At 37.7% G+C, this 13,737-nt stretch carries 14 protein-coding genes, 1 tRNA gene and 1 pseudogene; 8 read left to right on the plus strand and 8 right to left on the minus strand.

What is annotated here, in order from left to right; translation table 11 throughout:
* The first annotated feature begins 299 nt into the window (after nt 1–299).
* On the plus strand, nt 300–971 hold the full coding sequence (locus ABFY81_RS04345; protein WP_019457418.1) for a LexA family transcriptional regulator: 672 nt from the start codon (nt 300–302) through the stop codon (nt 969–971).
* Between the two features lie 150 nt (nt 972–1,121).
* Here ABFY81_RS04345 and ABFY81_RS04350 read toward each other — a convergent pair whose 3' ends face one another.
* On the minus strand, nt 1,122–1,355 hold the full coding sequence (locus ABFY81_RS04350; RefSeq protein ID WP_002119938.1) for a hypothetical protein: 234 nt from the start codon (nt 1,353–1,355) through the stop codon (nt 1,122–1,124).
* Nucleotides 1,356–1,529: 174 nt separating this feature from the next.
* Nucleotides 1,530–1,606 (minus strand) — tRNA-Met (locus tag ABFY81_RS04355).
* A 265-nt stretch (nt 1,607–1,871) separates the two neighbouring features.
* Between ABFY81_RS04355 and xseA the strand changes: the two genes are divergently transcribed.
* Both xseA and xseB read left to right on the plus strand, forming a co-directional pair.
* A complete protein-coding gene (xseA, locus tag ABFY81_RS04360; protein ID WP_347913128.1) occupies nt 1,872–3,137 on the plus strand; it encodes an exodeoxyribonuclease VII large subunit in 1,266 nt (421 codons plus the stop codon).
* Nucleotides 3,127–3,321: an exodeoxyribonuclease VII small subunit gene (xseB, locus tag ABFY81_RS04365; protein ID WP_004702693.1), complete on the plus strand. Its 195-nt coding sequence runs from the start codon at nt 3,127–3,129 to the stop codon at nt 3,319–3,321. Before xseA ends, xseB begins: the two co-directional genes overlap by 11 nt.
* A gap of 241 nt (nt 3,322–3,562) precedes the next feature.
* On the opposite strand, the gene ABFY81_RS04370 is transcribed toward xseB, so the two are convergent.
* Nucleotides 3,563–3,781: a hypothetical protein gene (locus ABFY81_RS04370; protein WP_004702694.1), complete on the minus strand. Its 219-nt coding sequence runs from the start codon at nt 3,779–3,781 to the stop codon at nt 3,563–3,565.
* 47 nt (nt 3,782–3,828) lie between these two features.
* Entirely contained in the window at nt 3,829–4,422 is a 594-nt protein-coding gene (locus tag ABFY81_RS04375) for a LysE family transporter (RefSeq protein WP_347913129.1), read from the minus strand.
* A 372-nt stretch (nt 4,423–4,794) separates the two neighbouring features.
* Here ABFY81_RS04375 and ABFY81_RS04380 point away from each other — a divergent pair.
* Nucleotides 4,795–5,125, plus strand: a pseudogene (locus tag ABFY81_RS04380) (hypothetical protein).
* 478 nt (nt 5,126–5,603) lie between these two features.
* Nucleotides 5,604–5,966 (plus strand): four-helix bundle copper-binding protein, encoded by a 363-nt coding sequence (locus ABFY81_RS04385; protein ID WP_347913130.1) that lies wholly within the window; start codon nt 5,604–5,606, stop codon nt 5,964–5,966.
* A gap of 603 nt (nt 5,967–6,569) precedes the next feature.
* Here the strand turns inward: ABFY81_RS04385 and ABFY81_RS04390 are convergent.
* The 3 genes from ABFY81_RS04390 to ABFY81_RS04400 form a co-directional block, all read right to left on the minus strand.
* On the minus strand, nt 6,570–6,977 hold the full coding sequence (locus tag ABFY81_RS04390; RefSeq protein ID WP_347913131.1) for a GFA family protein: 408 nt from the start codon (nt 6,975–6,977) through the stop codon (nt 6,570–6,572).
* A gap of 29 nt (nt 6,978–7,006) precedes the next feature.
* Nucleotides 7,007–7,408: a Cu(I)-responsive transcriptional regulator gene (gene cueR, locus ABFY81_RS04395; RefSeq protein ID WP_005070253.1), complete on the minus strand. Its 402-nt coding sequence runs from the start codon at nt 7,406–7,408 to the stop codon at nt 7,007–7,009.
* 75 nt (nt 7,409–7,483) lie between these two features.
* Nucleotides 7,484–9,955, minus strand: a complete 2,472-nt coding sequence (locus ABFY81_RS04400) for a heavy metal translocating P-type ATPase (protein ID WP_134263311.1) — start codon at nt 9,953–9,955, stop codon at nt 7,484–7,486.
* 165 nt (nt 9,956–10,120) lie between these two features.
* Between ABFY81_RS04400 and ABFY81_RS04405 the strand changes: the two genes are divergently transcribed.
* Nucleotides 10,121–10,321 (plus strand): heavy-metal-associated domain-containing protein, encoded by a 201-nt coding sequence (locus tag ABFY81_RS04405; protein ID WP_077164555.1) that lies wholly within the window; start codon nt 10,121–10,123, stop codon nt 10,319–10,321.
* Between the two features lie 57 nt (nt 10,322–10,378).
* On the opposite strand, the gene mobR is transcribed toward ABFY81_RS04405, so the two are convergent.
* On the minus strand, nt 10,379–12,049 hold the full coding sequence (mobR, locus tag ABFY81_RS04410) for a phenol degradation transcriptional regulator MobR (protein ID WP_288421333.1): 1,671 nt from the start codon (nt 12,047–12,049) through the stop codon (nt 10,379–10,381).
* A gap of 370 nt (nt 12,050–12,419) precedes the next feature.
* Here mobR and ABFY81_RS04415 point away from each other — a divergent pair, with 370 nt between their 5' ends.
* Complete coding sequence (locus ABFY81_RS04415) at nt 12,420–12,707, plus strand: phenol hydroxylase subunit (protein ID WP_000193471.1); 288 nt, start codon at nt 12,420–12,422, stop codon at nt 12,705–12,707.
* A 20-nt stretch (nt 12,708–12,727) separates the two neighbouring features.
* Nucleotides 12,728–13,729: an aromatic/alkene monooxygenase hydroxylase subunit beta gene (locus tag ABFY81_RS04420; RefSeq protein WP_347913132.1), complete on the plus strand. Its 1,002-nt coding sequence runs from the start codon at nt 12,728–12,730 to the stop codon at nt 13,727–13,729.
* Nucleotides 13,730–13,737 lie beyond the last annotated feature (8 nt).

Below are 13,737 nucleotides of genomic sequence, written 5' to 3' on the forward strand. Positions count from 1 at the left end.
GATCCACGGAATCGGGCTTTTTTTATTTCATTTTTTGTTTTTGATAGCTGATCTCTATCACTGATTCACTATCGCCATTTTTTATATTCTGTCGTCCATTGAGGCAGAATAATAATCACTACTTACTAAGCCATTGATAAAAATTAAAAATATATTTAAGTAAAATATTTAGTTCATTCTATCAATGGTTCCTTATAACTGATATTATAACTATAGTTATTATTAGTCAATAACTATAGTTGTTTTACTAGATATAACTTAAGTTATATATTTGTTATAAATTAGCTGGTGCGATCACTATGGCTCTTAAAGACCGTTTAAAAGATTCAAGGATTAAAGCTAAGAAAACTCAGGCAGAAGTTGCTGAAGCAGTAAAAATGTCTCAGCCTGCCTACCAAGCTTTAGAATCGGGAAAGAACTTAAAATCTGCTTTTCTTCCACTTATTGCACAGTTTTTAGGTGTAGATGCTTATTGGCTTACCACTGGTAACTCAGAAGATTCTTTTAAAGAAAGTGATGTGTTTAGTCCTACTGTAGTAAGTCATGATGCAGTAGATCAATATCTATGGATTGATGTGGTTGAAGCAAGTTTTTCTTGTGGTACAGGTGAATCAATCGAATTTCATTTTGATGCAATTAATGGAAAAATTCCTTTTCCTGCTTCTTTTTTTAAAGAAAAGCGCGTTCCTCAAGAGTGTATGCGGATTATTAAAGCCAAAGGCGATAGCATGACCGATTACATTAAAGATGGGGATTTGGTTGGCATTGATATTTCTCAGACTGAAGTCATTGATGGTGAGATTTATGCTGTTTATTTCGCTGGCGAAGGAATGATTAAACAAATTTTTAAAGAAGCAGATGGTTCTTTAATTTTGCATAGCTTAAATGAAAAATTTAGAGACCGCCGTGTAACTGAAGAAAACGGTAAAAACTTTAAAGTTATGGGCCGCCAGTTCTGGCGAGCAGGTTAATTAAGTTATTAAATATAGCTAAAATAATAATTTCAAAATTTACGTAGACTTTACTTTTTTATAGTTTTAATTATTTCTATATTCTATAAATATAAAAAAACCTATCTCCATAAAAAGAGATAGGTTTTTCCGCTTTAGTGCCATGTGTTATCAACAATATGTATTTAAACGATAAAGTTGATTAAAACCAGCATAGAAGCTTTTTCCATCTTGGTTTAGCTCAATTTCTTCACCAGACTGAAGTTGAATTTTTTTACCAACTTCAACCCAACGATATCCATCGAGAGAGTTTTGTTTACGCACATGAGGAACAATCCTCACATTAATCTCATTGCCATTTACGGCTGTGGCAATGTGCCACTCATTTACTATATTCACAATCATTTACTCATTACTGAGCTCATGTGATTTTACGGTATGTAATTAGAACGCTAGATTTAAGGTATGGACAGTTCGTCTAGAATTTAATATTTAGCTTGATATAGGGTTATTTATAAGCTAATTGCTTTTCATGAGTTCGTATCATGAAAAGTGATACATCACAGAGCATAATATTTTTGGATGCGGGAGTCGGATTTGAACCAACGACCTTCGGGTTATGAGCCCGACGAGCTACCAGACTGCTCCACCCCGCAATTGGAAGTAAGCTTTATACGCCTATATATTTTATAAAGCAAACTTTATTTTTTAATCGGTTGTAATTATTAACAATTATCTTTTTATTAATTTTTCATTTTTTACCACTTGCTCTAAATAGGCGTATCAATTTCCAACTTTTAGCTCGTTAAATTGTTGTATTTATTTTAAATAGAACCCGATATTTATAGACACCAATTGCCTTGCTTGAATAGCTTTTATACTATCTAGATTCTTTCTCTCATTAATACATTTATAGTTTATATGTCTGATCCTCAGTTCTCGCTAAGTGAATATCTCGGCACTGTGCAGGAAGTCATACGCCTGACCTTTGACGATCCCGTATGGGTTAGAGCAGAGATTCGGAATTTAAATATTAAAGGTGGACATTACTATTTAGAACTTGCAGAGAAAGACGCAGATACAGATAAAGTCATCGCCAGTTGTAAAGCAACCATCTGGAAATTTTCAGCGAGTAAAATCGTTCTTAAGTTTGAACGAGAAACAGGAATTGAGTTAGCAAGTGACTTAAATGTTTTGATTAAAATTAGAGCGCGTTTTGATCCGCAATATGGATTTTCAGTCAATATTGAAGAGATAGACTCAAGTTTTACACTTGGTGAAATTGCAAAACGTTATCAACAAATTGTGGAGCGTTTAACTCAAGAAGGTTTAATTCATAAAAATAAACTCATCCCTACTCCTTTTGATATACAAAATGTTTTAGTGATTGCTCCTGAAAATGCTGCGGGCCTCGGTGATTTTAAAAAAGATGCAGACGCTCTTGAGCGAAATGGGGTTTGTCATTTTGTTTATCAAAATGCAACCTTTCAGGGCAATACGGCTGCCGTTAGTCTGATGGAGTCGTTGGCAACTGGTTTAAAGCAATGGGCAAATCGTTATAACTTCCCACCCGATCTGATTGTAATTATCCGTGGGGGTGGTGCTGTAAATGATTTAGCTTATTTAAATGATTATGAGCTCGCTGCCCTACTCTGTAAACGCAGCGTACCAATTTGGGTTGGTATCGGACATGAAAAAGACCGTACCATCCTTGATGAGATTGCACACCGTTCGTTTGATACTCCAAGTAAAGTGATTGCTGGTATTCGCAACCATATTGTTGAACGCGTACAAGAAGCACTAAATAGTCTACAAACGATTAAGCTGCTTTCTCAGCATCAAATCACGTCGTATCAAAGCAAAAATGATCAACTGCTTCAACACATTAAGTCTTCGGCACAAAATCAGCTTAACTCGGCGCATCGTCTACTTGACCAGATGAAAGAACGTATTCAGTTTAGCTCACAGCAACAAGTTAAATTTTCATTCGCTCAAATCGAATCTTTAATGAAGGAAATTCTTCTGCAAAACCCGAAACAGGTTCAAGCCAAAGGCTATGCAATAGTCAGATCTGAAGGAAAAGCTATTCGCTCTATACAGCAAATTTCAAGCCCCGTCATTGCAATTGAAATGCAAGATGGGGTGCTTGAAGCCAACATTACACAGGTAATTCCAAATGAAAAATGAAGAGTTAACGTTTAAAGATGGTCATGATATTTTGAAGAAAAATGCTGAGTTATTGGAATCTCAAGAAAGTCCCGATATTGATAATTTAATGAAAGTTGTTGAAGAGTCTATTAGCGCTTACAAAGCTTGCAAGTCTCGAATTGAAGCTGTTCAACAAGCTTTAGATGAAACTTTCAAAGAATAAGATTTCATAAAAAAAGCCCATTCCTACTTCTCATTGAAGGAATGGGCTTAGTGAATACCACTTAGTCCTGAAATGCAAAAATGAGGATTAGGTCACATTTTTGCAAAAACATAGTCCCATAATGACTACCAATGTTCAATATTTTAATTGTGTCTATACGTTAGTTTGGCTTAATTTCCACCATTGAGACTCTAATAAACACAAACTATGTAGTTGGTTATTGTTAAATTTAATTTAATAGTTATTCCTCACTGAATGCACCGATTAACTGATAAATTTTGCCGTCTTTAGGATTTTCATATAACAAATCCATATTGGGCAAAATGATATCGTCATTAATTTCAATATGTTCAATGCTTTTATGAAGTTCAAGTGCATGGTCATTCATTGGTCTAACTTTTGCCAAAGCAATTGATTCTTTGTCAAACTGATCCTTGATAATTACTTTTAATCTTTTCATAAAAATCTCCTGAAAAATAAATTTTTAATATAAATAATCGGTTAAATTTAAAATGAGCTAATCGCAGAATAGCCGATTGGCATCGCAAAAAAAGTTAAAATAAATGCAGCCGTACGTTGTAAATTACGTTGATTCAACCAAGTTACTTTATTTGAAATCAGTACTGTTCCAAACATAATCCATAAAAAAGCAATTGGGGTAATTAAAGATAAAAAGACAATAATGTGAATAAAATACAAATTCGGATTTTCCCACGCTGCATGTGGAAAAATCGCTGAAGCAAACAGTAACGCTTTAGGGTTTAAAAGTGTCGCAACAAATAAAGCCTTTGGCGTGATCAGTGGTCGATCTAGCTTAATATCTTCAGTCGATGTTATCCAAAGTTTAAAAGCAAGATAGAGAATGAAACTCGCGCTCATCAATTTTAATATAGCTGGAAGCCATGGAATAAAATGAGATACCGACTCAAGTAAAACACACCATGAGGTAATCGCGATCAGGTAACCTATTACCTCTGCTGGAATTAACTTAAGAGAATGCTTTACCCCTGCTTGCAAGCCAGCCGAGGCTAATAATGTATTTGTTGGTCCTGGAGTCAGCAAGATAGTGACTACAAGTCCAATAAATAAAAATGACACCATAGGCCAAAACTCACTGATTGCTCTAGGCGAAATATGTCAAAAAAGAGCATCTATTGTCGACAAAATCGTTGTAACAAGAAATATTACAAATACTTTTTTATTTTTAAAATCATAATCATATTAAAAAGTGAACTTAGATTCATTACAATTTGTTTGATTTTAATTTGCAAAATACGTCACACATTTTTTAAATGAGTTTCAGTCAGATTATATTATTTTTTAACTATTGCACAAAATGATCACACGACTTGAAATTGTTAAATTGATCAATATATATACAAATAGAAATCGTGATTTTATTGAATAGATGTATCGCTCCCATCAATTCATTGATTGTCGCTTTCATCGAATTAAATAGTTGATGGAGGATGCATGATGAATGCTTATGTTCGCCCTCATCCCGATGGGTTTAAAGCTTATTTAGGTAAAAATCAAAAAACAGGTCTCTACATTGTTCGGCTTGGCTGGACAATATATGAAACCAATGCAAACGGTTCTGTTCTATATTTAGTCAAGAATGAAGATAAGATTCCATTGGATGTAGATAAGTTTAAAACTGACCGACCAAAAATTTATGCTGCTCTTCTTAATGAAGTTCAGTTTCAACGCAAGAAACAACTGGCGATTGATCTCCAGCAATCAAATATCCCTTCTTATGACCGTAAAGCCTACAAAAAAACGGCGCGGCTTTATAGGTTCTTAAAATTATCTATTAATCGTCGCTGTATATAGAAAAAGCACCCTCGGGTGCTTTTTCTTTTAACGACCAGTTGTAATTAATACGAACATACTCAGTATTAATGTGCTTAATGATCGTTTGCAATGGATGTGGACTTCATGCTCAGCTCCGTGAGCGTATTGATTAACGTTTTCCATTTCGTGTCCTTCAAAGTTCACATTCCTAATTTGCCTAATATTCACACAATAAGAAATTAGCCAAAAGTATTATATCGAAATAAAGTTTATGTCTTGTTTAAGAAATTTCTTCTTCGTGCTTCATCTTCTTTCAAAAATTGAGTGAGCCAAGTACATGTAACATTCTTATACGAGGTTAATCACTTATTGAGCATTTGTAGACCTTTCATTTCAAAAGCCCCTGTAGGAGAAATGATTTTATAAAATGAAAAAAGATAACAATATTCGGTTTTTTAATAAAAACCTTTGAAAAGGAGAATATTAAAATGAATAGCTCGCAAACCCCTGATCCTTCTTTATTTAGTCAAGCATCTAATTCTATTCAAGCCTGCATTGAATGTATGTTTGCTTGTAAACATTGTGCCTCTGCATGCTTACAAGAAGAGCATGTGCATATGATGCGTGAATGTATTAAGCATTGTTTAACCTGCGTAGAAACCTGTCAGTTATGTACGTCTTTAGAATTAAGACATTCCGAGCTCGCTGAACAAGCTATGCAATTATGTGCGAGTGCATGCCAACTTTGCGCTGCTGAATGTAGCAAGCATGAACATGAACATGAACATTGCCAGATTTGTGCAAAAGCTTGTTTAGCATGTGCACAAGCTTGTCAGGCATACCGTGCTTAACTTCCTAGTGAGCATAGAAACCTACGATCTATAAGGCTCGTAGGTTTTTAAATTTAAAAAAAACAAAGAACTAGAAAATTAAAATTTTAGATGAGATGAATAACTACTTTTCTTTAGGCATAAAAAAAACCCGCATCTTGGGGAAAATGCAGGCTCTTAGATCTCCCACAACGACCATGAGTTCATTATTAAGCTTGAACTTTAAACCGTTGATTAAATGTACCCTTAATAAAAACAAATTACAATACAGAATAGTCTGTTTATTTAAAATATTTTGTTATTTTTACATTAATTTTTCATAAATAGTCTAAAAATTTATGCACTTCTCAAACTAGAATAGCTTTCTACAGGCATTAAAAAAGCCCGTTTCACGGGCTTTTCTGCAACGGTGAGCAATCTAAGATTTGTGTCTATCCATCTCTTACATGCTCTTTGCTAGCTATATGTAAGGTCCTATCGTATCTTTTGCCCTGTCCCAAGTTTCCCTGTGGATCGAGGAGATATTACGATTACCTTAGGTACAGTTATAGCACATTATTTATTCATGACTAGTCTTGTTCACGTTTTTTTACAAATGAATAAAATACCATCCAACCTTAATATTTAAGGGTTTTCTACTCCATTTTGATATTGGCGAGCACTATCGCAAATTGGATACCATTTCACTTTTGAAGACACAAAAGCATGAGAAATGACAGATGTCGATATTTCTTCATTAATGAGTCCTACCCTTAAACGCACCACTTCAGGCTTATCTAGACGCTCACTCCAGATCGGTGAACCACAGGTTTTACAGAACACTCTCTTTTTATTAGGCGATGCAAAATAGGCCTGTAACAGGTTTTCACCCTGCACAATATTTAAGTCACTTTTTTGTACTTGAGTAATGGCAGCGAAAGCAGCACCTTGGGCTTTTTGGCACTGCGTGCAATGACAAACCATGATGGGTTCTAATTCGGCATTAATGTGTAGTTGAATCCCATTACAAAGACAAGAAGCTGTATAAGCCATGATTTTTCCTTTTTTTATTTTAATGAAACTTAGCTTACACCTACACCTTTTTCAATGTGATCTAAGATCGCACAAGAAGCTTGCTGGTTACCGCAGCAATCATCGGCTGAAGCCTGCAAAATATTGACCATTTCTTGGAGATGGGCAATTTTCTGTTTTAATTCGGCAATGTGTTTTACGGTTAAGGCTTTCACCTCCGCACTATGCCGATCTGTATTTTTCCAAAGCGAAATAAGCTCTTTCATTTGTTCAGATGAAAAACCTAACTCACGAGCATGCTTTAAGAAGTTTAAAGTTTTAAGGTCTGTTTCTGAATAAATGCGATAGCCAGAAGCAGAACGCTGAGCTGCTTCAAGTAGACCGATTTCTTCATAGTAGCGAATCATTTTTGCCGAAATGCCTGAATGTTTGGATGCCTGACCGATATTCATCTCACACCTCAAATATTAAATTTGGTTTAAGATCTGCTGTCATGATCTTAAACCAAAAGTTGATTTTCAGCACCCTTACTGTACTGGCGCATGAAAACGTTTTAAGCGTAATGCATTGCCTAAAACAAAGACCGAAGAAAGTGCCATAGCGCCTGCTGCAAACATTGGTGAAAGTAATACACCAAATGCTGGATATAGCGCACCTGCTGCAATTGGAATAAGTGCAACGTTATATACAAATGCCCAGAACAGATTTTGACGTATGTTTCGCATGGTGGCTTTACTTAATGCAATTGCGTTCGGTACACCTTTTAAACTACCTGACATCAACACAACATCGGCAGCTTCAATCGCAACATCTGTTCCTGTACCAATGGCTAAGCCAACATCTGCTTGTGCCAAGGCTGGTGCATCATTAATACCATCGCCTACGAAAGCCAAACGACCATATTGTTTTTGTAGTTGGCGAACTGTATCAACTTTGCCTTCAGGTAAAACCTCTGCCACAACTTCATCAATATTCAGCTTTTTAGCAATCGCCTGCGCCGTATGACGATTGTCTCCTGTAATCATGGCAACCTTGAGACCTAATTGATGCAAGGCCTCAATCGCAGCATAGGTTGTCTCTTTAATGGGGTCTGCCACAGCAATGATTGCAGCTAGTTTCTGATCAATAGCGACATATAGCGGTGTTTTTCCTTCTTCACCTAACTGAGCAGCAATCGCTTGGAATGAGTTGGTGTCTAAACCAAGTTGGTGCATATAACGATCTGCGCCAATTTGCACTTTTTGACCTGATACTTCAGCCTCAATACCTGAACCAGTAATCGAGTTAAATGCTGTTACTGGTAATAAGTTTAAGCCTTCACTTTCTGCTGCTTGAACAATCGCAAGAGCAATTGGATGTTCAGACTTAGCTTCGACTGAGGCAACTAAAGTCAGCACTTGTTTACGTTCAAAGCCAGATTGCACATTAAAGTCTGTTAGTGTCGGTTTACCTTCGGTCAGTGTGCCCGTTTTATCAACTGCAACTACCTGCGCTTCTTGCAAAAGCTGCAAAGCTTCACCTTTACGGAACAGAACCCCTAACTCAGCACCACGTCCAGTACCGACCATAATAGAAGTTGGTGTTGCAAGCCCCATCGCACAAGGACATGCAATAATCAGTACCGCAACGGCATTCACCAAACCAAAAGTTAGTGCAGGCTCTGGTCCCCAAATAAACCAAACCAAGAAAGTGATTGCAGCAATTAACATCACTACAGGCACAAACCACATAGTGACTTTATCAACTAAACCCTGAATCGGAAGTTTAGAACCTTGGGCTTGTTCAACCATGCGAATAATTTGTGAAAGTACAGAAGAAGAACCTACTGCGGTTGCCCGAATGTTTAGAGTACCGTTTTGGTTGACCGTACCACCGACCACTTGATGGCCTACTATTTTTTCAACTGGGACAGGTTCACCCGTAATCATAGATTCATCAATGTAGCTGTGTCCTTCGACGACTTCACCATCGACTGGCACACGTTCACCCGGACGAATTTCTACAATAGTTCCACTGACCACTTCAGCAACTGCAACTTCCACCACTTGACCATCACGCTGGATACGAGCAGTTTTCGGCTGCATTCCCACTAGGTGTTGAATGGCTTGTGAAGTACGTCCTTTGGCTTTTGCTTCGAAATATCGTCCAAGCAAAATTAAACTGACAATTACAGCAGCCGCTTCAAAGTAAACATTGACCGTGCCTTGGGGTAATACGTGTGGCATAAAGGTTGCCACAATTGAAAAACTGTAGGCAGCCAAAGTTCCAACTGCCACTAGCGAGTTCATGTCTGGCGCTAAACGCCATAGAGCTGGAATTCCTTTTTGATAAAAACGGCGACCTGGAAAAACGAGCACTAATGTGGTCAAAGCAAACTGTAAAAGCCAGCTATTGTATTGACCAATCGTATGCATGACCCACATGTGAAAAGCTGGAATGAGATGTGAACCCATTTCCAGAATAAACACAGGTAAAGCCAATACAATCGAAATGATTAAATCTTTTTTAAGCTGATCTAACTCTGACGCTTTTTTGTCGAGTTGCTCATCTTGATTTTTTTCAGATGCTTTCGCGTCGTAACCTGCTTTTTTTACAGCGCGAATTAAGTCTTCGACATTAACTGATGCATCTGCCTGTACCCAAGCCTGCTCTGTTGCTAAGTTGACGGTAGCTTCTTGAACGCCGTCTACTTTTTTAAGGGCTTTTTCAACACGTGCAACACAAGATGCACAGGTCATGCCCTCAATAGACAACTCCACTGGTGCAGCTTTTGGAACATCATAACCCGCTCGTTCAACTGCTTTAACCAGTGCTTCACGCTGAATCGGTTGATTTGAATAAACAACGGCTTTTTCTGTTGCCAAATTAACGTTAGCAATTTCTACATTTTCAACTTTCTTAAGGGCTTTTTCGACACGACCTACACACGAGGCACAGGTCATACCTTCGATTGGAAGTGTTTCACTATATGCTGGCAATTTTGTGTTTTTTGAGTCCATCAAACACCTCTGCAAATCTGCAAAATTTAATATTCTGTATTGAGCATACAGATTCCCATCATGGGAAGGTCAAGCATATTTTTTTAAAAATTGGTCTTGACCTTACAATCATGACAAGGTTTAGACTCAGTGTTATCCAAACAAACATCTCATTCTTGATGGAGTATGAACATGAAACTACTTATTGAAAATATGACTTGTGGTGGCTGCGCTCGTGGAGTGACTGCGACGATTCAAGATATCGATCCAAATGCAAAAGTAGATGTAGATTTAGCAACCAAAATCGTGACTGTTGAAAGCAGTGAAAGCGTCGATAAAATTACTGAAGCACTTGAAGAAGATGGTTTCCCAGCGAAAGTGCAATAATGAATAAGGCCTAACGTTTAAAGTTAGGCCTTTATTTTTGAGCTTATTGATATTGACTCAAAGCTGAAATTTTTTAATTCGATAATCCAGTGCTGCCCGAGTTAGCCCTAATAAACGTGCCGCTTCAGACACATTATGATTTGCCTTTTTTAAAGCCGTTAAAATTAACTGCTTTTCGTGTTCTTCTAAATTAAACTCTGCCTGTAATAATTGCTCAAAGTCAGTTTTAACAGCTACAGCCTGCTCTGGGTCATGCTTAATCTGTGGGAAAATGGCATTTAACTTAATCAGTTGCTGATCGTCCGTTAATAAAACCGCCCTTTCTAATAAATTTTCCAACTCACGAATATTTCCCGGCCATTCATATTGCTGCATAAAAACTTTGGTCTTTTCACTTACACCCTGAATGGTTTTGCCGTACATTTTTTCAAAGCGATGAAGAAAGTGTTCAACCAATAAAGGAATATCTTCACGGCGCTCCCGCAAAGGTGGAATCTGGACTGGAAAAATATTTAAGCGATAATACAAATCTGCCCGAAAGCGCCCTGTTTTCACAGCCTGCTCAAGATCTTCATTAGTTGCTGTAATTACACGGACATCTAAAATACGAGTTTGTGAGTCTCCTACTCGCTCAAATTCACCTTCTTGCAAAATGCGTAATAGTGCCGCTTGCGCACGAGGTGAAAGCTCAATCACTTCATCTAAAAAAATAGTTCCGCCATTGGCTCGTTCAAACTTACCCAAGCGAGATTGATGCGCTCCTGTATAAGCACCTTTTTCTACGCCAAATAATTCGGACTCAATTAACTCTGGTGGAATTGCTGCACAGTTTACCGCGATAAAAGGTTGGTCTTTTCTTTGGCTAGTTTCATGAACCCCTCGTGCAAAAGCTTCTTTACCAACGCCTGTTTCACCTTGTAGCAAAATGGAAACTTTCGAACCCGCAGCTTTTGTTAGTAATGCACAGACCTGTTTATAAGATGCTGACTTACCCACAGAACTAAATAATTGGTAATCGGCTTCGCTGTCGCTATAAATTGATTTTTTTAATTCAAAAAGTTCAGCCTGCAATGCAATGAGTTCTTTTTCCATGGGTTCGGGCGACATGAATTGAATCAGCTCATCAGCATTTTCCCACTCTTCTAAAGGCTTACCGATAATACGACAATGTTCATCGCCACAGGCCTTACACTCTATTTCTTGATAAATAATGGTCATGCCCGTGGCAAAACTGCTGTATCCGCATGCATAACCAAGAAGCATCCAACACGCAGGTTCATCACTTGGACCAAAATGCTCTAAATGCACATCGGCTTCAAAAGAATTGAGCCAATTTAAATCGGCATAAAACTGTTTTTTATCATGGCTTAAATTGAGCTGGTTGGCCTGTACTTGCACCATTCCACGAATGGCGTGCATTTGTGGACCCGCCATAAAAGCATCGTGTTCATTTAAATCGGGACGCATTTTTGTTGTAACTTCTGCATCCTTTAACCCTGCTTGATACCCTAAACGAATAAAGAAACGCTTAGTCCGCTCAAGCCCAATCATGTTCGCTAAATCTTTACGCAAATATCCCATAATACTGGTGTGTAAAAGCAGCATCCGATATTCATCAAACCAGATTTGGCCGTGGGCAGTATCAAAGTGCAGTTTAGACAGCAAATCGTGAATTTCTTGCGGATGATCTGCGTATCTTCCCGTTGTATCGTATTTTACTCGAGCCATGAGTGATCTGTTTTAATCCATTAAACACATTTGGGTGTTATCTCATCTTATAGAAGAACACGATAAATGTCCTAGTACCTTAAAGACATAACTTCATACTAAAAAAGTATTTCTAAATTTCTCCTTTTAAAGCCTCAAACATTCTAAAAATAAATTTTTTGCGGCCCTCTTCATCAAATCATGAATATCTCTATTTCATCATTCAAAAATATTCATGAAATAGTGAATTTTTAAAACGCCTCACTTTCAAAAAAAACCATAAATACATGTTTTTAATAACAAAAATAAAGTTGGCATAGCTTTTGTAAAGCTTATAGCGAGAGCAAGGAGCATTCATCAATTTCAAGACTATGTCTTGATGGAGTACAGCATGACGCAACCTCAAGTCGAAGCATTAACCAAATATATCCGGGTCACTGGCGACTTAAACGCAGAGTTTATCGAATTCGATTTTGCCATTCACGACCCAAGTCTATTTGTGGAACTGGTTTTGCCTAAACATGCATTTAATGATTTTTGTAAGACCAATCAAGTGGTTGAAATGACCCAAGAGCAGCAAGCTTTTAATGATGCTCAGGAAGAAAAATGGCGCTATGGCACTGAAGCAACCTTAGTCGGCACGCAACGTAATAGCAACGATCACGATGATCAGATGTAAAAATATAAGGAGATAAAGCCATGACTTTAGAAATCAAAACGTCAAATGTCGAACCTATCCGCCAGAACTATGCCTATATCGAAAGACGATTTGGTAGTAAGCCAGCAACTCGATATCAAGAAGTAAGTTTTGATGTACAGGCAGAAACTAACTTTCACTATCGTCCTTTGTGGAAACCTGAAAAGACCTTAAATGATAAAACCCATACTGCCCTGCAAATGCAAGATTGGTATGTATTTAAAGATCCACGTCAATTCTATTATGGAACTTATGTTCAGCATCGTGCGCGTTTGCAAGACACTGCCGAAAGTAATTTTGCTTTTTTTGAAAAACGTCAGCTTGCAGAACATTTGTCTGATGAAGTCAAAGCTAAGGTCATTGAATGCCTATTGCCATTTCGCCACGTTGAACAAACGGCAAACTTACACATGATGTCTGGCAGTGCCTATGGTTATGGCACCGTGCTTACCCAAGCCTGTATTTATGCCGCGATGGATCATTTAGGAATTGCGCAGTACATCTCACGGATTGGTCTAGCTTTAGATGGTAATAGCGGCGATTCATTACAACAGGCAAAACAGGCTTGGATGCAACATCCAGCATGGCAAGGCTTACGCCGTCTGTGTGAAGAAAGCCTCACCGAGCAAGACTACTTCAAACTTTTCTTATTACAAAACCTTGTGATTGACGGTTTTGTGACAGAGCTTGTTTATCAACAGTTTGATCAGTGGTTAGTCACTCAAAATGCTCGTGACTTAGCCATGCTGACTGAGTTTATGAAAGACACTTTAGGTGATTTACGTAAGTGGTCAGACACCGTCATTAAAACTGCCGCAGCGGAATCCGATCACAATAAACAACTATTAAATGAATGGTTCACTCAGTCTTTAGCTCAAGTAAAAGCGGCCTTTACACCTTGGGCAACAGCAGCCTTAACAGCAAATGCAGTCGATCAAGCAGAACAAGTTGTGATTGAACGTGCAAAAAAACTAGGCCTACAACCTGAACTTGCAAATGCTTAAGGAGAAGC

This window comes from Acinetobacter sp. WA-87 (assembly GCF_039938935.1).
GTDB lineage: Bacteria > Pseudomonadota > Gammaproteobacteria > Pseudomonadales > Moraxellaceae > Acinetobacter > Acinetobacter seifertii.